Genomic DNA, 24,108 nt, shown 5'->3' with positions numbered 1-24,108 from the left:
AGCCGGTACCGCTACTTCGCTGACAGGCGGACAACACAGACAGGCAGCGTTCGCCCGTCGCAAGGTCATCTGGCGAGGGGCTCTCGTCTGCGGCGGGCGAGGAACAACAGCGCGGTGACGCCCAGGAAGATGACGAAGCCGTTGAAGAGGGTTCCCGCCTGGACCAGGCCCAGCAGGTTCGCGAGGGCACCCTCTCCGATCACGGGGAGGGTGATACCCGCATACAGGACGACAAAGAACGCGGACGTCACCGATCCTCTGGTCTTCGGCTGAGCCTGTCGGACGATCGAGTCCAAGCCGGCTCGGAACGCCAGTCCCTGGCCGACTCCGGCGGCGGCGCCACCGACGGTCAGGAAGGCCAGGGAGGCGGTCAGCAGGCCGGTGGCCACCAACGTCATACCGGCGATCAAAGCGGCGCACCCCAGCAGAAGCGAGCGGTACTCGCCCAGTCCGGAGGACGACAGCTGACCGGTGACGGAGGCGAGGAAGAGCAGCGCGACGACCAGGCCCGTTGCCGCATGGTTGGTCGTGTGCAGGACGACCGCCAGGAACGAGGGGGCCACGGCGGCGAAGAGACCGAGTACGGCAAAGCCCGCGAAGCCGGGGATCGCGGCCTTGATGAAGACCGTGCGCACCGATCCCGGCACGCTGACCTTCTGGGGCCGCAGCGTCGGCGTGGACGGCAGGCGGACGGGCTCGGCGACGGCGCTGACCGCGACCAGCCCGATGACCGTCAGAACCGACTCGACGACGAAGCACAGTCTCAGCGGCCAGGGCGCGTACTCGGCCAGCGCTCCCGCGACCAGCGGCCCGGCGCCGAGGCCGCCGATGTTCACCGCCGCCGCTGCCAGGGTCGCACGCGCCGCCCCGCCCGGCGGGGCGACTTCGACCATGGCCGCGCTGGCCGTGCCCGTGAAGATTCCCGCGGACAGCCCGGAGACGAGCCGGCCCACCAGCAGCCAGCCGGTTCCCTCGCCGAGGAGGAAGACCGACGTCGACAAGGCGGACAGCAGTACGCCGGCTCGAAGCATCCGGATCCGTCCTATCTGGTCGGACCAGTGGCCGAACAACAGGAGCGCGACCAGGACACCGACCACGTAGACGGCGTAGACGACCGTGGTGGCCAGCTCGCCGAAACCGTAGGAGGCCCGGTACAGCGGGTAGAGCGGCGTGGGCAGCGTGGTTCCCATCATCGTGACGGCGAAGGAGAACCCGATGCCCACGACCGCCGGCCATCCGCGCAGTCCGGGACGTCTGGAGGCGGGGAAACGCAAGTTCGACTGCACGAGGCGTCTCTCCTAGCCAGCCGCGTGCCGGTGGTGCAGCGTGTCGTCCAGCCAGTCATAGATGCGCGCCAGAGCCAGCCGCTGCGCTCCCGCCTGGCAGTGCGCGTCGGCGCCTTCTTCCGCGGTGAACTCGATCAGGGCCTTGGGGCAGGTGAGGCTGTCGTACAGCTGCCGAGCCTGTCCGGCGAAGAACAGGTCCTCGGCGGCCTCGCAGATCAGGGCAGGGCATGTGATCCGTTCGGCGATGCCGTCGCGGAGGTGGTAGTCGAGATAGACGGCACCGAAGGCACGGGGGGTGTCGGCCCCCATCACGTACATGCCGTGGTTCAACGCCCAGCGCATGACCGGGTTGGTGGCGATCAAGTGATCCAGCTGGGCGTCGAGTTCGGGATCCGAGGCCGCGCGCAGCCGCCGTTCGGCCTCGTCACGGTCGCCGGGCACGATGGCGGTGACCGCCCGGCCGAGGTCGTGGACACCGTCGAGGGCGACCACCGCGGCCAGCCGCTGTTCGAACGCCGCTGCCCTCGGGGCAAGCAGTCCGCCCATGCTGTTGCCGAGCAGCGCAACCCGGTCGCCGTCGACCTCCGGCAGGGTCAGGGCGAAGTCGAGGACGGGGCCCACGACGTTCTCCCAGTCCGGACGGAACACGAGGCCGTCGTGGTGGAGCGGACCTGGCTGACCCGGTCCGTCGAACGCGAGGACGTTGTAGCCGCGCTCCACACCGGCCATCGCCCCGAAGAAGTGCATCTCTTCCACCGTGCCGTCGAATCCGTTGTGCATGATCACGGTGGGCCGGGGGGTTGCGAGGGTGTCGGCGCGGTAGAGGTAGCCGGGGAGCGTGGTGCCCTCGTAGGGGATGCGGACCGGCTCGATCCGCGGGGTGAACAGTGCCGCCGCGGCGTGGAAGCACTCCACGCTGCGGTCGTAGGCGTGGTGGTGGCGGGGGTCGCACGGGTTGCCGTGCAGGAAGAACTCCGCCGAGCGGTAGTAGTTCGACGCCCGCAGGAATCCGTCCCGGGCACTGACCGAGTGGCCCTCGTCCAGGGCCCGTTGGGCCTCGCCGGAGACTCGGTCGGCCGTGGCCAGCCACTCGTCGTGCCAGCTGCCGTAGTCGCCCTCCACGATGCGCGTACTCGTCGAGACGACCTCACCGAAGTCGGCGCCGCCGTAGGTGATGTGGCCGAACGACCGCAGGGTCTCGTACCAGAACTGGGCGTCATTGGGGAACAGCAGGTTCTTCACGGCCCCTCCTTAAAGCAATGATGTTTGCTTTTGCCGAGGTCGAGTAGAGCACCCCCGGGCTGTAAAAGCAAACAGATCTGCTTTAACCTGTTGGCGTGAGCGTGAACGAATCGACCCCGCGCCCCGGCGGACGCGCAGCCCGCGTCCGGTCGGCGGTCCACGAGGCAGTGATCGAGCTGCTGTCCGAGCCCGGCGGCAAGGATGTGACCGTCCCCGCGATCGCACAGCGGGCGGGCGTGAATCCCACCAGCATCTATCGCCGCTGGGGCACTCGTGAGGCGCTGCTGGCCGATGTGGCGGTCACCCGGCTGGCAGAGGACTCCCCCTTGCCCGACACCGGCACCCTGTGCGGCGATCTGACGCAGTGGGCCACCGCGGCAGCCTCCAGCCTCATGCGCCCCGAAGGGCAGTTGATCCTGCGCGCCCTGGTCATGTCCCTGCCCGGGACGCCCGAGGCTCAGGAGGAACGCTCCCGCCACTTCGCGCGTCGGGCCGACGACATCGGCCGGATCCTCGACCGGGCCGCTGCCCGCGGAGAGGATCCCCCCGACATCGACCAGGTACTCGACCACGTACTCGGGCCGCTCTATCTGCGGGCCCTCTTCGGCGCCATGCCGGCCACGCCCGCCTACCCCCAGGCGCTCGTCGAGCAACTGCTGCACGGAGGCAGCGCTCCGGCCCGTCCAGGGAACCTCCGCACACTCCGGCCGTGATGACGATCGGCATCGGCATCGGCTTCTGGCCCTGTTCGACGGCCAGGTGCAGCTTGACTGTCAGGCCGCCGCGCGAGCATCCGAGGCCGTGGTCGTCCGGTTCGGTGGCGATGCCGGCCGGACGGCTCCGTCTGGGCTCGACTTCCCTGGTTCCTCGCCGCGTTGGAGCGGGCACCTGAGCTGACGACCCGGGGGCCGGCCATGCTGCCGACCGGGTACCAGACTCCGGTGCCGTCCCGCACTCACCACATCGGTCGCCGCGACCGCCGCATCGCTGCGGACACTGCAGGCGACAACGTCATGGTCGGCGGTCCCCCGTCGCCCCCCATTCCGGCCTGGGATTTCGTGCCATGGTCGGCGATTCGGGACCAAAGCCCCTATGCGCTACGGAAGATCGCCGATTGCATTGCTGCCCAAGACGTTTCCCCCGTTCCGCCCCTTTTGGATGGGGACTCTCCATGAGCCATGTCTCCAGACGGCGCGTTCTCGCCTTCGCTCCCGCAGTCGGCCTCGCCGCGGCCGTCCCCGTATCGCTCGCAACCGCAGGTACAGCGGCGGCGGCACCCATTCGGTTGAACGCCCCACGCAACGCCTCGAAGCGCAAGGCAACCGCCCACTCGCTCCAGGAGATCACGGACGAGTGGGGCAAGTGGATGGCCCAGGAGAGGTTCCCCGGCTCCAACGGATGCCGTTTCACCGCCTCCACGGACTACGGCAAGCAGAGCGCGCTCGGCGACTACCACAAGTACCAGGTCAGCGCGGAGTACAGGGGCATCACCTACGACCCCAACGCCCCCTCCCCCATACCGGGTCAGGTCAGCTCCGTCACCACCAACTACCGCAACGGCTCGGCGGTCGAGCAAGTCGTCACGTACAAGCAGAGCAAGACGACCGAACAGGACCTGCGGATCTCCGTGACCGAGTCGCTGAAGATCGGCGTCTCCATGGAGGTCTCGGCCGAGATCCCGGCCGTGGCCAAGGTCAGCGAGACCACCTCGATCGAGACCAGCCTCTCCTCGACCCAGGAGTTCGCCCACAAGGAGGTCCAGAACTGGAGTGTCGACCTCCCTCTCAAGATCCCGCCCAAGTCGGTCATCGAGGCGTCCCTCGTGATCGGCACCCAGAAGTACGACATCGACTGGACGGCCACCGTCAACATGGCCGGATCCGTGGCGATCTGGTTCAACGACAAGGTCGACCTCAACCACGACGGTGACCACCACTGGCTCTGGTTCGTCCCCATCGAGGAGGTGTTCCGTGACTGCCGCACCCACTCGATCGTGGACACGACCGGTTACGAGGTCACCGCAGACGGCGTGGACGCCTTCGCGAGCGGGAAGTTCAGCGGGGGCCAGGGCGCGTCCGTCAACGTGAACGTCGTCCAGAAGGATCTCAACGGCGGCCAACAGCGCGGCGTCCCGCAGCCGATCCCGGTCCCGCTCACCCAGGACGGCAGGAAAGTCATCCGCGCAGGCCGCTGATCGGCGAGCGCGTCGTGCGGGGCCCCTCCTGCGCGACGAACGCCGGCGTAAACAGGCGCTGTGCCGAGTGTTCGCCGTACCGGTCGATGTGGTCGACCACCGGCTGGTGGTCGACGGCAGCCCTGCCGAGGCTGATGCGGCGGTGCTCTGCGTTGCGCGATCCGGTTCACGTACTGCTGCTTTCGCGGGCCCCCCGTCCCCACCCCGGGGACGGGGGCTGCGGCCAAACCAGCGGACGCGGAAGAGCTGTTGGCGATGCGTCGGATACCAGTTCGGCGGCGGACGTCCGGCCGGGCCGTCGGTCGAAGGCTTCCTGATTCCGTTCGTTTTGCGGTGTACTCGTCAATGCGATCTTGAAGTGGGTAGGCTCAGTGGCCATGACACGTATTGCCGTGGTGGGAGTCGGGGCAGTGGGAGGCGTGGTGGCTGCGAGCCTCGCCTCGACGGGGCGCATGGAGGTGGCCGCGTGTGTGCGCTCGCCACTGGGCGGGTTACGGATCGACGGGCCTGACGAAGGGACCCGGACGGCTTCCGTACACGTACACGAGGAGTTCGATCCTGCCCGGGTGTCGCCGGTGGAATGGGTGCTGCTCGCGACCAAGGTTCACCAGACGGCCGGGGCAGCGCCGTGGCTGGAGCGGCTGTGCGGTGCGGGCACCCGTGTCGTGGTGCTGCAGAACGGTGTGGAACACCTCCAGCGCGTTGGGCCGTTGGCGGGCCCGGCTCGCGTCCTGCCGGCCGTGGTGGACATCGCGGCGGAGTCGCTGCGGCGTGGGCACATCCGGTTGTTCGATCGGCCGCGGATCACGGTGCCCGAGGGCGAGGACGGCGCGGACTTCGTGGCCCTGTGCCAGGACAGCGGCATCGCCGTCGCGCTCACCGGTGATTTCGTGACCGCGGCCTGGGCGAAGCTGTGCCTGAATGTGGCCAACGGCGCCATCACAGCCTTGACCATGCGCCGGATGCCGGTCTTTGCCCATCCGCGCGTCGCACGGCTGGGCCGGGCGTTGGCGGAGGAGGCGCGCCGGGTCGCCGTCGCGTCGGGCGCGCGCCTGCCCGAGGACCTGGCCGAGCAGGTCATCGCCCGGCTGCGGACGCTGCCTGCCGAGTCCGGCAGCAGCATGCTGTGGGACCGCCTGGCGGGCCGTGCCCTGGAATACGACGCCCGCAACGGCGCCGTGGTGCGCGCGGGGGCGCGCCTCGGCATTCCCACTCCGTACAACGAGGCCGTCACCGCGCTGCTGGAAGCCGTCAGCGAACGGGACGACGCGACATAGCGTCCGCTGCCCCCATCACCCGATCTTCGGGTCTGCGCCCGGTGACGGGTCCGGCGGCGCCTCGCCTCGGCCCCGTCAACGGGCGCGGAAGCTGAAGCACCTCGGCAAGCCGGCCGATAAAGCGACGGAGAGTCCCCTGTCTGACCCTGTGCCTGTTGGATCGGCCGCGGCCGGGGTGGCGGCGAAGGCGACGAGTGCCATGGCCACACCTGCGGCCCCAGCCCGCACGGCACCGCGCATCCACCGGTCTCCGGCAACCCTGTGCAGGGGCATGGTGAGGGTCGGCTTCATGCCCCAACGGTAGGAAAGCCACCGCCCGTTGGGTATCAGGGGTTCCCCTGATGCGCGGGAGTGGATCCCGGACCCCGGACCCCGGATCCCGGACTCAGGGCTGTGTGAGGTGCAGCCTCCGACGCGCCCGTGATCCCAACCCGGTTCAGAATGCGACGCGCGCCTTCTCGTCGACCCGGGCCACTGACTCCTGCTGGAACCGCCTGTCGTACTCGCGGCGGACCTGCTCGATCTTGCTGCTGTTCTGGCCGGCATCACCCGACGGGTAGAGGAGGGTGACCGTGTACGAGCGCTCGCGCTCGATCTTCCCGTGGGAGTCGCGGAATTGACCGTAGCCCGTCTCGACGGTGAGGCCGGCGGGGAAGCGCGGGGTGATGAACGTGTCCACGAAGGCGCGGAACTCCCTGCCGCCGACAGGCGCGCCACCGTTCGGCTTGGCGGTGCCGAAGAGGAGCTTGGTCTCGACATACGGCTTGCCCGCGGATGCGACGGATGCCGATGCCGTTGACGGGCCGGCGCTCTGGTCGTCCAGGGCCGCGTAGGCGACGGAGCCACTCGTACTGAGCAGCATGGCGACGAGGGCGGTGACCGCCATACGGGTGCGGGAGGCTGGCTTGCGTGACACGCGCACGGTTCCTTCCGGTCCTGGTGACAAGGCTTCGGGACCGTAGCGCACGGCCGTCCTTGACGCGCCGTTCTCGATGGCCATGTCACCCAGCCGTGTGCCGGGCAGGGCATGGATCTCCGACGGGACAGTTCAGGGCTACTCCGTTGTTTTCGCGGCGAGTTCCACCGGTCCCCGCAGCGGCCGGCAACCGGAAGGACAGGGCCCCGCCCGCGAAAACACGTTCCGGCGGGGCTTCGTCGCACGCGCTCTCACACAACTGCCCCTGGAATCCGACGACTCCCTCGCCCATGTCCACCACGTACCCCACCTGCGCCTACGCGCCGTTTGTGCGGCTGGGGGAGCCTAGTCGGTGATCGTTCCCGGTCCCAGGAGCTGGGTGATGCCCCGCCGCATGGCCGCTTGTCCTGGCCGTTCCTACGGCGTGGCCGCATCTCCCCGCCCCTCAGCCGTCCGAAAATGGTGCACATGGCCCGCGCAGCAACCGCTCCACCCGGACGGCATGCTGCTGCCGGCCGTCGGCGTGCCAACGGTACTGATCCCGCAGGGTGCCTGGCTGGCCGGGACAGCGTGTTCGCGCTGCCGGCGGGATTCCTGCGCTGGTTCGGGTGGCGCTGACCAGGTCGGACACCTCGACGCCGTCGCCGCCGAACCGAGCGGGCGCCCACGCGAGACGCTCGACGGGGAAACCCCGGCCGAGCGTCTCGCTGAGTGGTCGGCCCCGTAAATCCTTCGGGGGTTGACTGTGGAGCCTGTGTTGTGTGTGGTGCGGGGTCAGATGCTGGGGTCGGTGAGGTAGAGGCCGCAGGTGCAGTCGAGGGCGTCTTGGGGGTGCCGGCGAAGCCGCTGGTGGGCAGGATGGCGTCTTGGTACTCGTCGGTGCTCGCGAGGTGGAGGGCGAAGCCCCAGGTACTGGCGGATCCGCCGTGGCGCAGACGCATCTGTTCGCCGTCATTCAATCGAGGCGTTTGACGGCGGACCCAGTCGTTCAGGCTTCCTTGTCAGCGAACCTGGTCGCTCTTCGGCCCGATGCCTTTGATCCTGGTCGGAGTTCCGTCCGGGGCGAACGAGTGGTGGAAGGTGAAGGCGTGCGGCGCGGAGCCGTGGTCGTGGAGATGTTCCAGCCTGGAAACCCCGTCCTGCCAGGTGGGTATCGCGCCGTCGGAAACCCACCAGCACACGTAACTCGGGTGTCCTGTCCTCTCGAACCAGTCGTAACGCCTGTTCAGCGCGTCACGGTGCAGACCGGTGTAGATGGCGTCGAAGGCGGAGCGCAGGTCGGTCCAGAGTGAGAGGGTCGCATCCAGGGCGGTGGTTTCCACCGTACGGCCCTTGCCGTACCAGGTCGGTACGGCGAACTCTCCCCATGCACCCCAGTCCAAGTCGAAGTGTGTGCCCCGGTCGCGGTCTGCCGCTTCGGCACGAGCGAGGTATCCGGGGTGCTGGCTGATCTTCGGGTAGATGGCCGCGCCGATGTCGTGGAGTTCGCGTGTGAGAGGTGTGGGATCGGCGAGAGGTGACTTCAGGACGCCGAATGTGTACAGCGCAAGACGGGGCATGCGTCTCTCCCTGGTTGGGGGTGCCTGGTGCGGACCCGGTTCGGTGGCTTTCGCATGGGGGGCGAGGACTCGTGGGGCGTGACCGACTCATCCCGTCGCGGGTGGCTCAGCCTGAAGGAACTCCTTTGCGACCGTGGGCGATCGCCGAAGACCAGGTGAAGGTAGCTGCCTTTGCGGGCCATGTCGAAGTTGCGTTTTCCGTGTCCAAGTGGCCTCTTGCACAGGTCATTGCGGGGGCTGGGGTGGTGACGGGCGGGGCAGGCTGCGGGGTACCAGTGATCCACTTCGGCCGATCGGTTCGCCCGCCATGCCCGTCCGCACCCCCTGTCCGATAGGCCCGAGTGCCGCCGAACGCGTGTGGTTGAAGAAGAGGGCCTACGGCCACAAGACCGAGAGCACCGGCTGCGGATGCGTGCACAGGTGGTGCTGCACGCCGCGCGTGGACGCTCCAACGCGTGCATCGCCCGGGAGACGAGTCGCAGTCCTCATCCCACCCTGCGGAGCTTCCCGTTGGGGCCTTCCGGGGTCCGGCAGTACGGGACCGGGGTCGACGGGGTAGCTGAACGGCGGGCTGGCGGAACCGCGGAACGGCGGAATCAGCGTGGTGCGGGGGTGCCGGACGGTTCCGGGCCCGTGTGCGGGTGGCCGGCGGCTCCCTCCGCCGCGCCCGCCGGGTCGTCGCACCCGCGGGTCCCGGGCAGGCACAGGGCGGCGACCACGGCCAGCGCGTAGGCGACTCCGGCGAAGAGCGCGATGCCCGAGGCCAGCCCGAGTCGTGGCGCGAGCGCACCGACCAGCGCCGGGAAGGCGGCGGCGACAAGGCGGCCCAGGTTGTAGCAGAAGCCCTGGCCGCTGCCCCGTACGGCGGTGGGGAACAGTTCGGCGAAGAGCGAGCCCAGGCCGCCGGGGATGCCCGCGGAGAAGAAGCCCAGGGGTGCGGAGGCGAGCAGGGCGCCGAGGTCGTCGAGGGGGACGAGGAGGTAGAGGGGGAGGGAGAGCAGGCAGAGCGCGGCGAAGACGACGACGTTGGTGCGGCGGCCGATGCGGTCGGAGAGCCGGCCGGAGACCAGGTAGCCGAAGAAGGAGGCGGTGATGAAGACCGTCAGATAGGCGGTGGTGCCCAGGACGGTCAGGCCCCGGGTGGTGCGGAGGTAGGTGGGCAGGAACGTGGTGAGCGCGTAGTAGCCGCCGTGGCTGCCCAGGCCGAGCAGCGCCCCGAAGACGGTGGCCCGGAGCAGGTCGGGCCGGAAGATCCGTAAGGGAGACACCCGCGCCCTGGCCTGGAGGTATACGGGTGGGTCGCCTAGCGCGCGCCGCAGGGCGACCACCAGCAGTGCGGGCGCCACCCCGGCCCAGAACATCACCCGCCACGACCATGCGGCGGGCAGCGTGGCGAAGGCGAGTGCATAGCCGGCCAGCGCGATCGCCCAGCCCACGGCCCAGCCGCTCTGTACGGCCCCGAGCACCCGGCCGCGGTGGCGTGCGCCCACGTACTCGCTGATCAGGGCCGCCCCGGCGGCCCACTCCCCGCCGAAGCCGAAGCCCTGGAGGCATCGCAGGACGAGGAGGGAATCGAAGCCGCCCGCGAAGCCGGCCAGACAGGTGGCGATCGCGTACCAGGCGACGGTGACCCGGAGTACGGCCACCCGCCCCCACCGGTCGGAGGCCAGTCCCGCGCACCAGCCGCCCACCGCGGTGCAGACGAGGGTCGCCGAGGCCAGCAGGCCGCCCTGGCCGTCGCTCAGGTGCCAGATCGCCAGCAGGGTCGGCAGGACCAGCCCGAACACCTGGGCGTCGGCGGCCTCCAGTGCCCAGCCGCCGAACGCCGCCCAGAAGGCGCGCCGGGCCCCGGTCGGGGCGGTGCGATACCACGTGAGCAGCAAGATCAGGTCCTCTCGTTTCGTTTGCCTGGGTGCTGGACGGCGCCGTCCGGTCGCCGCTTGCGGTCACCGGATCTCGATGCGGTAGCGGAAGTCGGCGGCCCGGCCGCGCGAGCGGCGCCACTCGACCGGTGTTCCGCCATGGGTGCGTGCGGTCCGCTCGACGACCACCAGCGGCTCGTACCGCGCACAGCGCAGCAGCAGGGCGTCGGCCGCGCCGGCCGCGCCGACGGTGAGGACCTCCTCGGCGGAGGCGATCACGATGCCGCAGTGCTGCTCGTACGCGGGATACAGCAACTCGCCCACCCCGCCGTCAAGATGAGGTTCCAGCAGCCCGTTGAGACCGGAGAAGCGGGGCAGCGGCAGCCAGATGTCCTCGACGAGCAGGGGCCGGTCGTCGCGCAGCCGCAGTCGGTGCAGATGCAAAGCGGTGGATCCGGCGGGCTCGCCCAGCGGTCCGGCCGCGTCAGGAGGCAGTGCCGCCCGCCGCACCTCCAGCAGGCGGCCGGCCGGTGCGGACGCGTGCGGATCGCCGTAGCGGAAGAACCGGAAGAGCGAGGCGTCGAAGGTGGCCCGGCGGACGAACGTCCCGGCGCCGTGCCGACGTTCCAGCAGGCCCAGCTCGACCAGGTCGCCCAGTACCCGCCGCATGGTGCCCAGCGCCACGCCGTAGTGCCCGGCGAGTGCCGCCTCGGCGGGGAGCGGACGGTCGGGCGTCCACTCGCTCGACGCGATACGCGCCGCCAGCGCGTCCCGCAGCCGTGCGTGCAGCGGGAGCCGCGCGTCCAGCGAATCCAGCTCAACACGGCCTGGCGCAGGTGGAGTTGCCTCGTGTGCCATGCCGCACACTATGACAGCGGGTCCTCTAGAGGTCTATGGGTCCGGGTAACCTCGCCCCGTGGACCCCACACCTCCCGAACCTCTCGGCGCGCCGGCCGTCATCGACGGCCACGCCCACGTCTTCACCCGCGCACTGCCGACCGCCACCCGCCCTCGCTACCTCCCCGACTACGACGCCGCACCGGAGGCGTACGGGCATCTTCTGGACGCGCACGGCGTCGCCGGCGGCGTTCTCGTCCAGCCCAGCTTCCTCGGCCCGCACAACGACTTCCTGCTGCGCTGCGTGGCACGGCACCCGGACCGGCTGCGCGCCGTGATCACTCTGGATGGGCAACAGCCGTTGAACACACGCGAGTTGAGTGCGCCTGGCGTCGTCGGGGTCCGCCTGAACGTGATCGGGCGGCCGGTCCCCGACCTGCGGGCCCCGCACTGGCGCCGCGTCGCCTCCGAACTCGCCGCACGCCAACAGCACTTGGAGGTCCAGGCACGCGCCGCCCAGTGGACGGCACTGGCACCCGCCCTCCATGACTGGCCATCGGCCGTCGCCCTCGACCACCTCGGCCTGCCCGACGGCGGCACCCCGCCCACCGGCGCCGAGCGCACCGTCCTGGCACTGGCCCGCCGCGACCACGTCTGGGTCAAGGTCAGCGCCCCGTACCGCTCTCCGCGCGGCGCCGCCGCCACCATGCTCGGCCGGCTGGCCGAGGAGGCCGGCACCGCGCGCCTGGTCTGGGGCAGCGACTGGCCCTGGACGCGCCACGAGTCCGGACGGCGCTACGCCGACTGCCTGGGATGGCTCCGTGCCCGCGTCACCCCGGAGACCTTCCGGGCGATCGCCGCCGACAACCCCGCCCGGCTCTTCAACTGGCCGGCAGCGCCCGGCCGGCGGACGCCGCCGCCCGCCGCCCCGCGGCCAGCACACAGCGCACCCGGCCCGCCTCCTCCCCCATGACCTCCGCGACCTCTTCCACCGGGTATCCGAGAACCTCGTGCAGCACGAACACGTCGTAGTTCAGGGCAGCATGACGGCCATTGAGTCCCGCCGGACGGCCGTTGCGGGTCCGGGTGCTCCCCCGGGTGCGTATCCGCGTGCGGAACAGCGTCCAGGCGTCCGCGGCGGGGTTCGACCGCCGGACGAGGTCGGCCCAGCGGATGACCACCTCCCCCACCGCCTCGCCCAGGACGCGGGTGGCGGCCGGTTCGTCCACATGGGCCAGGGTGTAGCCGCGATAGCGCTCGAAGTGCAGGGCGTAGAAGGCTTCGAAGGCGGGCGGCAGGGAGATCACGGGGCCCGGGGCGGCTCGTCCGGCGAGCGGGCCGGGCGAGGACGCGGCGGCGACCGGCAGGAGCGGGCGGGAGGAGGCTGCGGCCATGCGAATCCCCTTGACTGGTGTGCGGGCGGGTGCCGGTGTCATCCGAAAGCCTCGGCACGCGGGGTGTGACGTTCGGGCACCAACCCGTAGGCGGTGGGGACGAGTTGGGCGAGGCGGGCGTGGTCCCACAGCGGGCGGATGTCGTCCGGGCGGCCGTGCAGCACACCGACGATCCTGCCGACGGTCTCCCAGTCGGGGACCAGGGACCCGTGCAGCAGGCCGGTGATCTCGTGCTCGGTGACGATGTTGCCGCTGGAGACGCGGATCTGCACGGGGTCGGGGCAGGCCGCCGACAGGTACAGCCCACGGAGCGCCGCGTGGAGGCTGCCGGCCTGTGCGGGACGGCGGCCGTGCGCGGCGTCCCACAGGGGGCGAATCGCCTCCGGATCGCCGTCGCAGGCACGCACCATGCGGCGGGTCACCTTCCAGCTGGGGCTCCGCTCGCCCGACAGGATGCGGGAGATGTACGAGGCGCTCACCCGCGCCTCGCCGCCCAGGGCCCGGAGGGTCTTGTCGCTGGTGCGCTGGAGGTGGGAGAGCGCCGACGCGAGCGCTCTGGCGGAGTCCGGGCCCGGCGGCCCGTTGTCCGGCCCGGCCGCTCCACCGGCCCCCCATCCCCCTCCCACGTGCGTCTGCCGCTGCCCGAGATGACGCACGCCCCCGGCACGGCCCTCTCCGCCAACTCCCCGTTCATTTACGGATGTTGATAAATCCCGCCCGGACGGCGCCGGCGGGTCGGTACGGGCGAAGGCCGGGGGCGGATCCGTACGGGCGGCGAGCGCCGGCGGCACGGCGGTGCGGCGGTCGCGGCGTTTGGCCATCGTCCGGATGACGCACTCGGCCGAATACGTCCGGCCGACCTTGTCCACGGTCAGGCTCAACGCCTCCGCGATGGCGAGGCCCTTGTGGCCGCGGTCGCGCGCCTGCTGCACCATCGCGGCGGTGACATCGTCGACATCGCCGGAGAGCCTGACGGCCTGGCGGAGTCCGGCGAGGGCGTCACCGGCGTATATCTGCTCGCGCAGCACGGCGACTCGGCAGGCCAGGTCGTCGACGACCTGGCGCGCGTCCTCGTCATGGGCTTTGGTGTCCGGGATGCGCTGCGAGCTGCGGATCTTGCGGACCACCCGGCCGCATGCCTCGCTGCAGTACTTCCGGCGCCTCCCGGGGCCGGTCCCACTCGCCACCTTGTTGGGACAGCCGGGTTTGGCACAGGAAACGAGTCCGGGGTCCTTAGGGGTCATGACGTCATCCTTCTGGGCGAAATGCTACCGACAACTCACCCAGGAAATGGGCGATTTGCGGTCTACCTGGTCGGCATCCGTGCCGTCCGCCATGGCCGGACGGCACGGATCCGCGTCCGGTGGCCGGTCCCGGCGGCGGCAGGACATCCGCCGCCGCGACCGGCCACGCACTCGGACCACTGCCTCGGAACGCCGCCTCAGACGGCGCGTCGGCGCTGGTAGCGCAGGCGGCAGCGGCAGACGACGGCGAAGGCGGCCAGCGTCACGGCCGGCAGCCACCGGGCGTCGGCACCGCGTACCAGGACGTTCCCCAGGAAGGGGAGAGCCAGGAACATGCCCCATCGGACCCCGAGTTGGATGTCCGCCCGGACGTTGACCCGGCAGTCACGCAGGCGGCTGGTTTCAACCAGGGCCCCGCGAGGGATGTTAGCTTCGTAGCGCTTCAGCTGGGATTCCTTCGGATTCCCCTGGGGCGTCGGGTCAGGAGGCATAGCGCCCTCCTCGATTCGAGATGGATTACGAATGAGTGGCCCTGGCTCCGGTTGCCGCCCTTGCCAGGGCCATCTCGTGTCCCGGGACGGTACATCGTCACAGAACCGATCCACCAACGCTACCGTCGGTTAATGGCACACTTCCGGTTGCCGGACGTTCCCAGTTGCGAATCCACTCCATCTTCACAACATGTGTTCGGATAGCACGCATGGAATGCCGCTACTGACAAGCAGTCAGCATGCGTATGCAAGGCCGGTGTTGGTCGCGACCGACGATCCGCCCACCGCGCCCCGGAAAGCGTGGGCCATGGGAGGAAACGGAGACCGTTCGCCGGAGCCCGACCCTAGAGTGGGCGGATGACGACGGACACCTGGCAGCCCACGGACCCCGGTGTGCTGCGACTGCCCTCCGGGCGCCTGGTCAGAGGACGCGGGCTGCGCCGCCCGCTGCCGCCCGGCAGCGCACCGACCTACGCCGTCTATCTGCTCGGCTCGCAACCCCCCGTGGTTCCCTGGGAGTTCCGGTGGCTGCGCTGGCCCGACTTCCGGCTGCCCGCCGATCACGCGAGGGCCGAGACCGTCCTCCGCGAGGCATGGGACCGCGCCGTTGCCGGACGCGTCGAGATCGCCTGCGGCGGTGGCCGGGGCCGCACCGGCACCGCCCTGGCCTGCCTTGCCGTACTGGACGGCGTACCGGCCGACGAGGCGGTGGCCTTCGTACGCCGGGACTACGACCGGCACGCGGTGGAGACGCCCTGGCAGAAGCGCTACGTCCGGCGCTTCGCCGGCTGACCGAGCGGGATCGGCCCATCCTGGCCGCCGTCCGCTGCCGGGACGGCAGGCGGTGGGCCGTGGGGGTCGGCCGGACGCGGCGCGGCAGATGGCGGCGGATCGATCTCCACCACCGCCGCCAGCGCTCCCCGCAGCGCCCCCACGCACATGTCCCGCAACTCCTCGCGGGTGAACGCCTGATGCGTCAGCCACTCGACGCACAGCGTCCGGACGAACACCAGCCAGCTCATCACCGCCGCCGACACCGTCTCCCGAACGCTGCCGGCGAGGCCCGCCGCGTCGAGCAGCCGTCCGCGCAGCACCGCCAACTCGTCGGTGATCAGGGCCTGGATCACCCGGTCACCGGCCAGTGCCCGGTTGGCCGCCAGCACGGTGTGCCGGTTGGCGGCGAAGTAGTCGATGTGGGCGTCGAGCGCGGCGGGCAGCTGCGCGAGGACCGGGACGGCCGGATCGAATTCCGACCTGGCCAGCAGCCGGTCCGCCGCCTGCCGGTAGACCCCGGCGAACAGGTCGCGCTTGCCGGGGAAGTAGCGGTACAGCAAGGCCCGTGAGACGCCGGCCCGCTCGGCGACCTCCTCCATCAGGACGTCGTCGTACGGCTTCGCCGCGAACAGCCGCGCTCCCACGTCCAGCAGCTGATCGCGGCGCTCGGCGGGGGGCAGTCGGCGGCGCACAGTCACCCCCGCAGGGTAGTTGACACCCGTCCACCAACGTCCGTACCGTCCCGTTACGGCTTACTAGACATACGTCTACTAACGCGGAAGGGGGACGGTCAGGTCATGGGCAGGACCAGAGCTCTCAAGTGGCTTGCGTTACTCATGGGGTTCGCCTGCGTCGCGATCGGCGCCTACCACCTCGTTCTCGGCATCAGCTCGGTCCCCGGCGAGGGCGCGACCGGCCCGACCGTCGACAGCCGGGAACGCTTCTACAACGCGATCTTCCTCGGCTACGGCCTCGCCTGGATCTGGACGGCCAGCCGGTCACCGATCCCCTCGACGGCGGTGCGCGCGCTGGCCGGCGTCTTTCTCCTCGGCGGAATCGGCCGGGTCCTGTCCGTACTCGTCCACGGCTGGCCGCACTGGTTCCAGATCCCCTTGTCGGCCCTCGAACTCGCCCTTCCCCCGCTGTACTTCTGGCTCTCGACGGCGGACGAGAAGGCGTCGGCGGAGGAGAAGGGGACGACCTAGGGGGAAGGGACGGCTGATCGCGGCCCGTGGGCGGCGGAGGTCCGGCGGGCGGCGGTGGGTCAGGGCGGCGTCCGGGCTCCCGGTGTTTCGGCGGCACCCCCTTCGCGTACGGCATGCAGGACGGCCCGGTGGAGGGATCGCAGACCGTGCGGCGGGATGGGGACGGGGCTGCCTTCGAGGTCGTACCCCTCGTCGGCGCCGGTGTACCGGATGCCGACGCGGGCCGTGCCGTCGCCCTGGTCGGTGGTGGTGACGGTCAGGTCGCCGGTGATCACGCCGACCTGGACCGTCATTGCCCCACCAGGGCCGGCCGTGACCTCGTCACTGATCGCGTCACGGTCGTGGGGGTTCACTGCGCGCACTCGTCCAACATCTCTTCCAGCTTTACCTTTTCCGGTTCGGTGACGCTCAGGCGGTAGACGTGTTTGACGTCCGTCCAGGCCCGGGCGTAGGTGCACCAGTACTCATGGCGCGGCGGGGCCCACTGGTCGGGGGACTGGTCGCCCTTCTGCCGGTTGGATCGGGCGGATACCGCGATCAGCTGGGAATGGTCCAGGTCGTTGGCGAACGTCCTGCGCTCGGACGTCTCCCATTTATCGGCGCCGGAGCGCCATGCGTTCGCGAGGGGCACCATGTGGTCGATGTCCAGTGCGCGGGCCTCGGTGAAGGTCTCACCGTCGTACTCGCTGTACCACGTCCCGGACACTGCCCGGCACTCGTCCAGCGTGACGTCCTTGCCATCGCGGAGCAGAACGACCTCTCGGGTGTTGCACCCTCCCTTCTGCTTGATCCAGTGCGGGAATTTCGCCCGGCTGTAGCCTTCCATGGAATGCGGCGCCTCGACCGGCAGACCGTCCAATTCCGAACGGACGACGCCGACGGGAGGCGGCTCGGGCAGGTCGAGGGGATTCGCGGGGAGTGTACTTACGCCGGGTGCGGTGTCGGAGTGGCGTGCGGGTGCGGGGTCGGCTACGGCGGCGGGGGATGCGGCCGGGGCAATGGCGAGAGCCAGCAGGGCCGTTGTGACGGTGGCACGGCGCCACCAGGCGTTTGCGAACACATCGAGAGCTTCACCCGGGGGAACGATTCTCCATCCCGGAATTCACTCCATGGAGCGGCCTTTCGCTCGGCGCGCATAAGGCGTTGAGCCGCGCGGAATTGCCCATTCCCTCTACCGCTGAATCCGTTTTCCCGTAATTCGGCGCGATGAGGTCTCCGCGCAGCAGGTAGGCCGGCCGGGCGGGCGAGAGGTGCGCGGCGCCCAGGGCACCCCCGTCGGTGACCGGGGCGCCGATGCGTGCGGCGAGGGGTGGAGGCGTGGCATCGTCGCGCCCGGCGATCATTCACGTGTCTGCCGCCCAGGGTCTTCAAGGAGTTTCCCGAACATGATTTCCTGGCCGGGACAGGCGGACCCTGCGGGCGCGGAGGCGGCTGGTGGCGGGATTGGGCGGGTTTCCCTCTCGGGGGGTGTGGCGGCGGCCGGCGCTGCGGTGGGTGGATGTCGTGGTGGCGGGGGCTCTGGTGGCCCTGCTGTACGGGCTGCTGCGACTCGCGCCTTCGCTGAACGCGCCCTTTCTGCCGAGTACGGCGCCGAGCAGCGTGTCGACGGATCCGTCGCAGCTGCCGTATTACGCGGTGCGGTCACTGGTGCGGATGTTCGCCGCGCTGGTGGTCTCGGTGCTGTTCACCTTCGTGTACGCCACGGCGGCGGCGCGGTTGCGACGGGCCGAGAAGGTGCTGCTGCCGGTGCTGGACATCCTGCAGTCGGTGCCGGTGCTCGGGTTCCTGTCGGTGACGGTCACCGCGTTCATCCATCTCTTTCCCGGCTCCGAGCTGGGGTTGGAGTGCGCCTCGATCTTCGCGATCTTCACCGCGATGGCGTGGAACATGACGTTCGCCTTCTACTACTCGCTCATCTCGCAGCCGCGGGAGCTGGACGAGGCGGCGCGGGTGCTGCGGCTGACCAAGTGGCAGCGGTTCTGGCGGCTGGACGTGCCCAGCGGAGTCATCCCGCTGGTGTGGAACGGGATGATGAGCTTCGGGGGCGCCTGGTTCTTCCTGGCCGCCTCCGAGTCGATCTCGGTGCTCAACCACCAGTACGCGCTGCCCGGAGTGGGGTCGTACGCGGCGGCGGCGATCGCGCAGGGCGACCTGGGCAAGGTGGGGATCGCCGTCGCGGTGATGGTGGTCCTGGTGATCGGGGTGAACGCGCTGTTCTGGCGGCCGGTCACGGCGTGGTCGGAACGCTTCCGGGTGGAGGAGGCACAGGCCGCGGAGCGCCCGCGCAGCGTGGTGCTGGACATACTGCGCCGGTCGTCCGTACCGGGGGTGCTCGGCCGGCCGCTGAAACGGCTGTGGCCCACGCTCGACCGGGTCACCAGGCCGTTCGGGCTGGCCGAGCACCCCATCGGGGTCTCCCCGGTGCGGGAGCGGACGGGGGACGTGTTCTTCGCCGGGGCGGTCAGCGTGCTGGTGGTCTACGGGGCGTGGAAGGCGTTCGCGTACGTCCACTCCACGGTGGGACTCGGCGAGTTCGGCCACGCCCTGGCGCTGGGGGCGGCCACCTTCGGGCGGGTGGTGGTGCTGACCGTCGCCGCGACGCTGGTGTGGGTGCCGGTCGGGGTGTGGATCGGGATGAACCCGAAGGTGACCCGGTTCGCGCAGCCGGTCGTGCAGGTGCTGGCCAGCTTCCCGGCGAACCTCCTCTTCCCGTTCGCCACGGCCGCGTTCGTGGCGCTGGGGATCTCCCTGAACGCCGGGGCCGTCTTGCTGATGGCGCTGGGCGCGCAGTGGTACATCCTCTTCAACGTCATCGCGGGCGCGTCCGCGATCCCCTCCGATCTGCGCGAGGCGATGACGATGTTCCGGGTGGGCGGACGGCTGCGCTGGCGCCGGTTCGTCCTCCCGGCGATCTTCCCGTCGTACGTCACCGGTGGGATCACCGCGGCCGGCGGGGCCTGGAACGCCTCGATCGTCGCCGAGGTCGTCTCCTACGGGAACCACCACCTGACCGCGACCGGCCTCGGCGCGTACATCACCCAGGCCACCGCCACCGGGGACTTCCCGAAGATCCTGGTGGGCATCAGCGTGATGAGCCTGTACGTGGTCGCGGCGAACCGGCTGTTCTGGCGCCGGATGTACCGGATCGCCGAGACCCGTTACGCCCTCTGACGATCCGGACGACCGCCGATGCCCGACGCCTTCCGGTCCCTCCCCGCTTCCCCGTCCCTCCCCGAGGCAGGATCCCCTCCGTGACCAGTAGCGAACTCCGCTCCGCCGCCCCGCGTCCGACCGGGGACGTCATCATCCGGGCCGAGGCGGTGACCAAGACGTTCACCACTCCCGACGGCCGGGCCCTGCCGGTGCTGGACGGGATCAGCTTCGACCTGGCCGAGGGCGAGATCGTCGCGCTGCTGGGCAAGTCGGGGTCCGGCAAGTCCACGCTGCTGCGCTGTGCCGCCGGGCTGATCGCGCCCTCGACGGGCAGCGTCGCCTACCGGGGCACACCGCTGACCGGCGCCAACCCGGGTGTGGCGATGGTCTTCCAGTCCTTCGCGCTGCTCCCCTGGCTGACGGTGCAGCAGAACGTCGAACTCGGCCTGGAGGCCCGCGGCATCGGCGAGGAGGAGCGGCGACGCCGGGCGCTGAAGGCGATCGACCTGATCGGCCTGGACGGGTTCGAGAGCGCCTACCCGAAGGAGCTGTCCGGCGGGATGCGGCAGCGGGTCGGCTTCGCCCGCGGCATCGTCGTCGAGCCCGACGCGCTGCTGATGGACGAGCCGTTCTCCGCGCTGGACGTGCTGACCGCCGAGAACCTGCGTACGGAGCTGGTCGGCCTGTGGGAGGGGCACGAGGCACCGGTCAGGTCCATCCTCATCGTCACCCACAACATCGAGGAGGCGGTGCTGCTGGCCGACCGGATCCTGGTGCTCTCCGCCAACCCGGGCCGTATCCAGGCCGAACTCACCGTCGGCCTGCCGCGGCCCCGCGACCGCCAGCACCCCCGCTTCGCGGCGCTGGTCGACACCGTCTACGACATCCTCACCGGCCGCGAGGAGGCCGCCGCCGCGGCGGTCGGGGCGGAGCCCGCCGGCGCGCCGGCGGGCGGTGCGGCACACCGGCCGGCGCCGGCGCCGACGCCGATCAGCGCCCCGCTGCCGAACGTCAGCGTCGGCGGGCTGGCGGGCCTGCTGGAAATCCTGGTCGCCCGCGGCGGGGAGGACGGCCTGGCGGAGATCGCCGACGAGCTCAACTTCGAGGTCGACGACCTCCTGCCGCTCGTCGACGCCGCGGTGCTGCTGGGCCTGGCCCGGACCGACGGCCCGCGGATCGTCGTCACCGACGCGGGCCGGGAACTGGTCGCCGCCGACATCCTCACCAGCAAGCAGCTCTTCGCCCGCCATGCCGCCACCCATGCGCCGCTGGTCCGCGCCATCGTCCAGGCCCTGGCGGCCACCGAGGACCACACCCTGCGCGAGGACTTCTTCCTGGACCTGCTGCGCCGCGGCTTCTCCGCCGAGGAGGCGCGCAACCAGCTGGAGACCGCGGTGGACTGGGGCCGTTACGCCGAGCTGTACGACTACAACCGGGACGACGCCGAACTCACCCTGGAGCCGGGGGCGCAGGCGAAACTGTGACCCGGGGCCCGTCCGGCGGGCCGGCCCCCGGGGCGCGGACGGCACCGGCGGGCCGCCGTCCTCATCGGCGCCGGCTACGGCTGCCGGGCGGCCGCCACGATGCGGTACGCGGCGGCCCACGGCAGCCCCACGTACCGGGTCAGCCACGCCGCGTCGCGCCCCTGCTGGGCGAGGACGTAGGAGAGGTGGACCCAGACGTCGTAGGACGGCGGGGTGTCGGTCGCGAGCGCGGCGGGCGTCGGCGATTCGAGCAGATAGGTGCGCTCGATCCCGTCGTCCAGGACGAGGCGCAGGGCGTTGAGTGCAGGGCGGGTCATGGCGTACCTCCCGGGGGTGCCGCTCAGGAAACGGACGCGACGGACGCGACGGACGCGGCAGACGCGGCAGACGCGATGGATGCGGCCGGCACGACGGGTGCGGCGGGCGCCGGCAGCTCGGCGAGTCCGGCCGGCTCGATGGTCTCCAGGAATTCCAGGCGGTTGCCCACCGGGTCCTGGGTGTAGAAGCGGCGCTGGCCGAGCCGGCTGACACACCAGACGACCGGGGCGCCATGCCGTTCCAAGTGGGCGGCGAGCGCGTCGAGTTCGGTCACCCGGACCGCGGGGTGCGCCCGGCGCGGCGGACGGAAACCGGTCTCGACGTCCACCCTGATCTGCACCTGGCCGCCGTCGGCCTCGAACCAGCAGCCGCCGTGCCGGGCGAGCCCGGACGGTTTGGGGACCTCCGTCATCTGGAGCGCGGTGAGGTAGAAGGCGCGCAGGACGTCTTCGGAGCCGGCCGGGGCGGCCAGCTGAACGTGGTCGAGTGCGACGAGCATGGTGAACGGACCTCCGTTCCCTGTCCCCTGGTCAGAGGGGCAGCCCCTTGGTCAGAGGGGAGTCGAGGGCCGCGGGGTGGCTACCGCGTGCCGGAAGAGTGCGAGGACAAACGGGGAAGGGGCCGATGACGGCCCGGACTACTGCAACTGCAATCCATGTCTCTCGCCTCCTTCCGGCCAAGGACGCACGCGGTGCGCGTCGGTGACGTCTCGACTCGGCGAAGGGCACGCGGGCGGTCCGGCCGCACCGGCCGGCCTGCCCGACTCACCGGAGTTCGAGGGGGCCTGCGCGAAGCGGCCTCTGCAAACCTCAAAGAGTGTAGGCCCGGGTTCGGACGGCGGCGCAACCGCTTGGCGGTTTCTTAACTGACCGGCAATGTGTGTACGGGATCGGCGAGGTACGGGGGTCGACCGGGTGCCCGTCACGGCGTAGCGAGTGCGGTCCCCCTCCCCCGCGGGGAGAAGGACCGCACTCGCCGTCGTTCCGGACCGGCTCGGCTCACCCGGCCTTGTGGACGACCATGGCGGATCCGCCGTCGCGCCGGACGGGTTCGGCGACCGCCTGGATCGTGCCCCGGGGCCGGAACTCCAGCGCGGCCACCGCGCCGATCTCGGGCGACGGGGTGAAGGCCGGCGGTGCCAGCACGAACTTCTGGCCGAGGGCTTCCAGCGCGGCGCGGTCGGGCGACTTGAGGAAGGCGGGTTCGGCTTCGGTCGTGGTCCGGTTCCGCTGCGAGATGCGCGGGGCGGCCACCGCCTGCGGCAGCGTCATGCCCAGGTCGATCCGGTTGACCAGGGTCTGGAGCACGGTGGTGATGATGGTCGCGCCGCCCGGCGAGCCGACGGCGATGTACGGCTTGCCGTCCTTCAGCACGATCGTCGGCGACATGCTGCTGCGGGGCCGCTTGCCGCCGTCGGGGAGGTTCGGGTCGGGTACGCCGGCCGAGATCGGCGCGAAGTCGAAGTCGGTCAGCTCGTTGTTGAGCAGGAACCCGCGTCCCGGCACGGTGATGGCCGAGCCGCCGGTCTGCTCGATGGTGAGGGTGTACGAGACCACGTTGCCCCAGCGGTCGGCGGTGACCAGGTGGGTCGTCGACGGCCCCTCGTAGGCTTCCGGGCTGCCGGTACCGGCGACGCAGCGCGAGCCCGGCCTGCTCGGGTCCGCGGGAGCCAGCGGGCTGGTGAGCGCCGCTTTCGGACTGATCAGGCAGGCCCGGTCCCTGGCGAACTTCTTGGCGAGCAGGCCCTGGGTCGGCACCCGCGAGAAGGCGGGGTCGCCCACCCAGCGGTTCCGGTCGGCGAAGGCGATCCGGCTGGCTTCCAGGTAGTGGTGCAGGGCCTGGACCCGGTCGGCCGGGGAAAGGTGGAAGTTCTCCAGGATGTTCAGGGCCTCGCCCACCGTGGTGCCGCCCGAGGAGGAGGGCGCCATGCCGTAGACGTCCAGCCCGCGGTAGGTGGTTTTGGTGGGGGCCTGCCCCAGGGCGTGGTAGCTCGCCAGGTCCTTCGGCTTCATCAGTCCGGCGCGCACCGCGGGCGCCCCGGCGGCCATCGGCGGCTTCTGGACGGTCTTGACCACGTCCCGGCCGATGTCGCCGTGGTAGATGGCGCCGACTCCCTTGCGGGCGAGTTCGCGATACGTACGGGCCAGGTCCGGGTTGCGGAAGCGCGAGCCCACGACGGGCAGTTCGCCGCCGGGCAGGAACAGTTCGCGGGTGGAGCTGAACTGCCGGAACCGGGCCTCGTTCATCTCGGTCTGGGCCCGGAACTGACCGCTGACGACGAAGCCGTCACGGGCGATGGCCGTGGCCGGTTCGAGGGCCTTGGCCAGCGAGATGGTCCCCCAGTCGTGCAGCGCCTTCTGCCAGAGGGCGGGCGTGCCCGGAACTCCCACCGACAGCCCGGAGTTGACCGCGGTGTCGAAGTCGATCGGCTTGCCCGTCGACGGGTCGATGAAGGAATCCGGCCGCATGCGGGCCGGCGCGGTCTCGCGGCCGTCGATGGTGCGGATCTGGTGGGTGCGGGCGTTGTACGAGACCAGGTAGCCGCCGCCCCCCACGCCCGCCGAGTAGGGCTCGACCACGCCGAGCGCGGCCGCGGTGGCGACCGCCGCGTCCACGGCGTTGCCGCCGTGCTTGAGCACGTCTATCCCGACCTGGGTGGCATAGGGGTTCACGCTGGAGACCGCACCGCCGTTCCCGACGGCGACGGCCTGTTTGGCGGGGGGCCGCTGCCCGGATCCGGTGGACGGCTGCGAAGCGGCCGAGCCGAGAGCGGTGGAGGAAACGAGGAAGGGGACGGTGACCACAGTCGCCGCGGTGACGGCAGCGGCAAGGACACGACGGATAGTCATAAACGCTCCGTATACCTCGGGTG

Annotated in this window: 23 protein-coding genes; 8 read left to right on the top strand and 15 right to left on the bottom strand. The window is 70.8% G+C overall.

The features are described from left to right. Nucleotides 1-65: 65 nt before the first annotated feature. Together GR130_RS15375 and GR130_RS15370 are read right to left on the bottom strand one after the other, a co-directional pair. Nucleotides 66-1,286 carry an MFS transporter gene (locus GR130_RS15375; RefSeq protein ID WP_236573038.1) on the bottom strand — a complete coding sequence of 407 codons (1,221 nt, stop codon included), beginning with the start codon at nt 1,284-1,286 and terminating at the stop codon, nt 66-68. Between the two features lie 12 nt (nt 1,287-1,298). Then, the gene (locus tag GR130_RS15370; protein ID WP_159505257.1) at nt 1,299-2,528 is read right to left on the bottom strand and encodes an alpha/beta hydrolase family protein; all 1,230 of its coding nucleotides are present in this window, start codon (nt 2,526-2,528) and stop codon (nt 1,299-1,301) included. Nucleotides 2,529-2,623: 95 nt separating this feature from the next. Here GR130_RS15370 and GR130_RS15365 point away from each other — a divergent pair, with 95 nt between their 5' ends. The 3 genes from GR130_RS15365 (at nt 2,624) to GR130_RS15355 (ending at nt 5,999) form a co-directional block, all read left to right on the top strand. Then, nucleotides 2,624-3,241, top strand: a complete 618-nt coding sequence (locus tag GR130_RS15365) for a TetR/AcrR family transcriptional regulator (protein WP_159505256.1) — start codon at nt 2,624-2,626, stop codon at nt 3,239-3,241. Nucleotides 3,242-3,813: 572 nt separating this feature from the next. Beyond that, entirely contained in the window at nt 3,814-4,722 is a 909-nt protein-coding gene (locus GR130_RS15360) for a cytotoxin leucocidin (RefSeq protein WP_236573037.1), read from the top strand. 377 nt (nt 4,723-5,099) lie between these two features. Continuing rightward, complete coding sequence (locus GR130_RS15355) at nt 5,100-5,999, top strand: 2-dehydropantoate 2-reductase (protein WP_236573969.1); 900 nt, start codon at nt 5,100-5,102, stop codon at nt 5,997-5,999. Nucleotides 6,000-6,435: 436 nt separating this feature from the next. Here the strand turns inward: GR130_RS15355 and GR130_RS15350 are convergent, their stop codons facing one another. The 4 genes from GR130_RS15350 to GR130_RS15335 form a co-directional block, all read right to left on the bottom strand. Beyond that, nucleotides 6,436-6,915 carry a DUF3574 domain-containing protein gene (locus GR130_RS15350; RefSeq protein WP_236573036.1) on the bottom strand — a complete coding sequence of 160 codons (480 nt, stop codon included), beginning with the start codon at nt 6,913-6,915 and terminating at the stop codon, nt 6,436-6,438. Nucleotides 6,916-7,916: 1,001 nt separating this feature from the next. Beyond that, a complete protein-coding gene (locus GR130_RS15345; RefSeq protein WP_159505253.1) occupies nt 7,917-8,474 on the bottom strand; it encodes a DUF3291 domain-containing protein in 558 nt (185 codons plus the stop codon). 596 nt (nt 8,475-9,070) lie between these two features. Next, nucleotides 9,071-10,357: an MFS transporter gene (locus GR130_RS15340; RefSeq protein ID WP_236573035.1), complete on the bottom strand. Its 1,287-nt coding sequence runs from the start codon at nt 10,355-10,357 to the stop codon at nt 9,071-9,073. Between the two features lie 63 nt (nt 10,358-10,420). After that, a complete protein-coding gene (locus GR130_RS15335; RefSeq protein WP_159505252.1) occupies nt 10,421-11,194 on the bottom strand; it encodes a GntR family transcriptional regulator in 774 nt (257 codons plus the stop codon). 58 nt (nt 11,195-11,252) lie between these two features. Between GR130_RS15335 and GR130_RS15330 the strand changes: the two genes are divergently transcribed. Then, nucleotides 11,253-12,146 carry an amidohydrolase family protein gene (locus GR130_RS15330; RefSeq protein ID WP_159505251.1) on the top strand — a complete coding sequence of 298 codons (894 nt, stop codon included), beginning with the start codon at nt 11,253-11,255 and terminating at the stop codon, nt 12,144-12,146. Here GR130_RS15330 and GR130_RS15325 read toward each other — a convergent pair. From GR130_RS15325 to GR130_RS15315, 3 genes are all read right to left on the bottom strand, one after another. Next, nucleotides 12,055-12,567 (bottom strand): hypothetical protein, encoded by a 513-nt coding sequence (locus tag GR130_RS15325; protein WP_159505250.1) that lies wholly within the window; start codon nt 12,565-12,567, stop codon nt 12,055-12,057. The genes GR130_RS15330 and GR130_RS15325 overlap by 92 nt on opposite strands. 38 nt (nt 12,568-12,605) lie before the next feature. After that, on the bottom strand, nt 12,606-13,811 hold the full coding sequence (locus tag GR130_RS40490) for a helix-turn-helix domain-containing protein (RefSeq protein WP_236573034.1): 1,206 nt from the start codon (nt 13,809-13,811) through the stop codon (nt 12,606-12,608). 197 nt (nt 13,812-14,008) lie between these two features. Then, on the bottom strand, nt 14,009-14,302 hold the full coding sequence (locus GR130_RS15315) for a hypothetical protein (protein WP_159505249.1): 294 nt from the start codon (nt 14,300-14,302) through the stop codon (nt 14,009-14,011). Nucleotides 14,303-14,659: 357 nt separating this feature from the next. Here GR130_RS15315 and GR130_RS15310 point away from each other — a divergent pair, with 357 nt between their 5' ends. Beyond that, nucleotides 14,660-15,094, top strand: a complete 435-nt coding sequence (locus tag GR130_RS15310; protein ID WP_159505248.1) for a protein-tyrosine phosphatase family protein — start codon at nt 14,660-14,662, stop codon at nt 15,092-15,094. On the opposite strand, the gene GR130_RS15305 is transcribed toward GR130_RS15310, so the two are convergent. After that, on the bottom strand, nt 15,070-15,774 hold the full coding sequence (locus tag GR130_RS15305) for a TetR/AcrR family transcriptional regulator (RefSeq protein WP_159505247.1): 705 nt from the start codon (nt 15,772-15,774) through the stop codon (nt 15,070-15,072). The genes GR130_RS15310 and GR130_RS15305 overlap by 25 nt on opposite strands. A gap of 99 nt (nt 15,775-15,873) precedes the next feature. Here GR130_RS15305 and GR130_RS15300 point away from each other — a divergent pair, with 99 nt between their 5' ends. Then, nucleotides 15,874-16,281 carry a DUF4345 domain-containing protein gene (locus GR130_RS15300; RefSeq protein WP_159505246.1) on the top strand — a complete coding sequence of 136 codons (408 nt, stop codon included), beginning with the start codon at nt 15,874-15,876 and terminating at the stop codon, nt 16,279-16,281. A 59-nt stretch (nt 16,282-16,340) separates the two neighbouring features. Here the strand turns inward: GR130_RS15300 and GR130_RS15295 are convergent, their stop codons facing one another. After that, nucleotides 16,341-16,574 (bottom strand): hypothetical protein, encoded by a 234-nt coding sequence (locus GR130_RS15295; protein ID WP_236573033.1) that lies wholly within the window; start codon nt 16,572-16,574, stop codon nt 16,341-16,343. Between the two features lie 56 nt (nt 16,575-16,630). Further along, nucleotides 16,631-17,341, bottom strand: a complete 711-nt coding sequence (locus GR130_RS15290; protein WP_236573032.1) for a GmrSD restriction endonuclease domain-containing protein — start codon at nt 17,339-17,341, stop codon at nt 16,631-16,633. A gap of 434 nt (nt 17,342-17,775) precedes the next feature. Between GR130_RS15290 and GR130_RS15285 the strand changes: the two genes are divergently transcribed. Beyond that, nucleotides 17,776-19,452: an ABC transporter permease gene (locus tag GR130_RS15285; RefSeq protein WP_236573031.1), complete on the top strand. Its 1,677-nt coding sequence runs from the start codon at nt 17,776-17,778 to the stop codon at nt 19,450-19,452. 80 nt (nt 19,453-19,532) lie between these two features. Next, nucleotides 19,533-20,918 carry an ABC transporter ATP-binding protein gene (locus GR130_RS15280; protein WP_159505243.1) on the top strand — a complete coding sequence of 462 codons (1,386 nt, stop codon included), beginning with the start codon at nt 19,533-19,535 and terminating at the stop codon, nt 20,916-20,918. 74 nt (nt 20,919-20,992) lie between these two features. On the opposite strand, the gene GR130_RS15275 is transcribed toward GR130_RS15280, so the two are convergent. From GR130_RS15275 to ggt, 3 genes are all read right to left on the bottom strand, one after another. Beyond that, nucleotides 20,993-21,235, bottom strand: a complete 243-nt coding sequence (locus GR130_RS15275) for a hypothetical protein (RefSeq protein WP_159505242.1) — start codon at nt 21,233-21,235, stop codon at nt 20,993-20,995. Nucleotides 21,236-21,258: 23 nt separating this feature from the next. Beyond that, a complete protein-coding gene (locus GR130_RS15270) occupies nt 21,259-21,735 on the bottom strand; it encodes a VOC family protein (protein ID WP_159505241.1) in 477 nt (158 codons plus the stop codon). A gap of 499 nt (nt 21,736-22,234) precedes the next feature. After that, nucleotides 22,235-24,085: a gamma-glutamyltransferase gene (ggt, locus tag GR130_RS15265; RefSeq protein WP_159505240.1), complete on the bottom strand. Its 1,851-nt coding sequence runs from the start codon at nt 24,083-24,085 to the stop codon at nt 22,235-22,237. Nucleotides 24,086-24,108 lie beyond the last annotated feature (23 nt).

Origin of the sequence: Streptomyces sp. GS7, assembly GCF_009834125.1 — a bacterium.
Taxonomy (GTDB): domain Bacteria; phylum Actinomycetota; class Actinomycetes; order Streptomycetales; family Streptomycetaceae; genus Streptomyces.
Note: the sequence above shows the minus strand (reverse complement) of the source record. Positions and strands in the feature narration are given on the sequence as shown.

Excerpts from the sequence above, each read along its gene's own strand:
- GR130_RS15355 (WP_236573969.1), top strand. The coding sequence starts at position 5,100 with ATGACACGTATTGCCGTGGTGGGAGTCGGGGCAGTGGGAGGCGTGGTG.
- GR130_RS15345 (WP_159505253.1), bottom strand. The coding sequence starts at position 8,474 with ATGCCCCGTCTTGCGCTGTACACATTCGGCGTCCTGAAGTCACCTCTC.
- GR130_RS15335 (WP_159505252.1), bottom strand. The coding sequence starts at position 11,194 with ATGGCACACGAGGCAACTCCACCTGCGCCAGGCCGTGTTGAGCTGGAT.
- GR130_RS15325 (WP_159505250.1), bottom strand. The coding sequence starts at position 12,567 with ATGGCCGCAGCCTCCTCCCGCCCGCTCCTGCCGGTCGCCGCCGCGTCC.
- GR130_RS40490 (WP_236573034.1), bottom strand. The coding sequence starts at position 13,811 with ATGACCCCTAAGGACCCCGGACTCGTTTCCTGTGCCAAACCCGGCTGT.
- GR130_RS15315 (WP_159505249.1), bottom strand. The coding sequence starts at position 14,302 with ATGCCTCCTGACCCGACGCCCCAGGGGAATCCGAAGGAATCCCAGCTG.
- GR130_RS15310 (WP_159505248.1), top strand. The coding sequence starts at position 14,660 with ATGACGACGGACACCTGGCAGCCCACGGACCCCGGTGTGCTGCGACTG.
- GR130_RS15300 (WP_159505246.1), top strand. The coding sequence starts at position 15,874 with ATGGGCAGGACCAGAGCTCTCAAGTGGCTTGCGTTACTCATGGGGTTC.
- GR130_RS15295 (WP_236573033.1), bottom strand. The coding sequence starts at position 16,574 with ATGACGGTCCAGGTCGGCGTGATCACCGGCGACCTGACCGTCACCACC.
- GR130_RS15275 (WP_159505242.1), bottom strand. The coding sequence starts at position 21,235 with ATGACCCGCCCTGCACTCAACGCCCTGCGCCTCGTCCTGGACGACGGG.
- GR130_RS15270 (WP_159505241.1), bottom strand. The coding sequence starts at position 21,735 with ATGCTCGTCGCACTCGACCACGTTCAGCTGGCCGCCCCGGCCGGCTCC.
- ggt (WP_159505240.1), bottom strand. The coding sequence starts at position 24,085 with ATGACTATCCGTCGTGTCCTTGCCGCTGCCGTCACCGCGGCGACTGTG.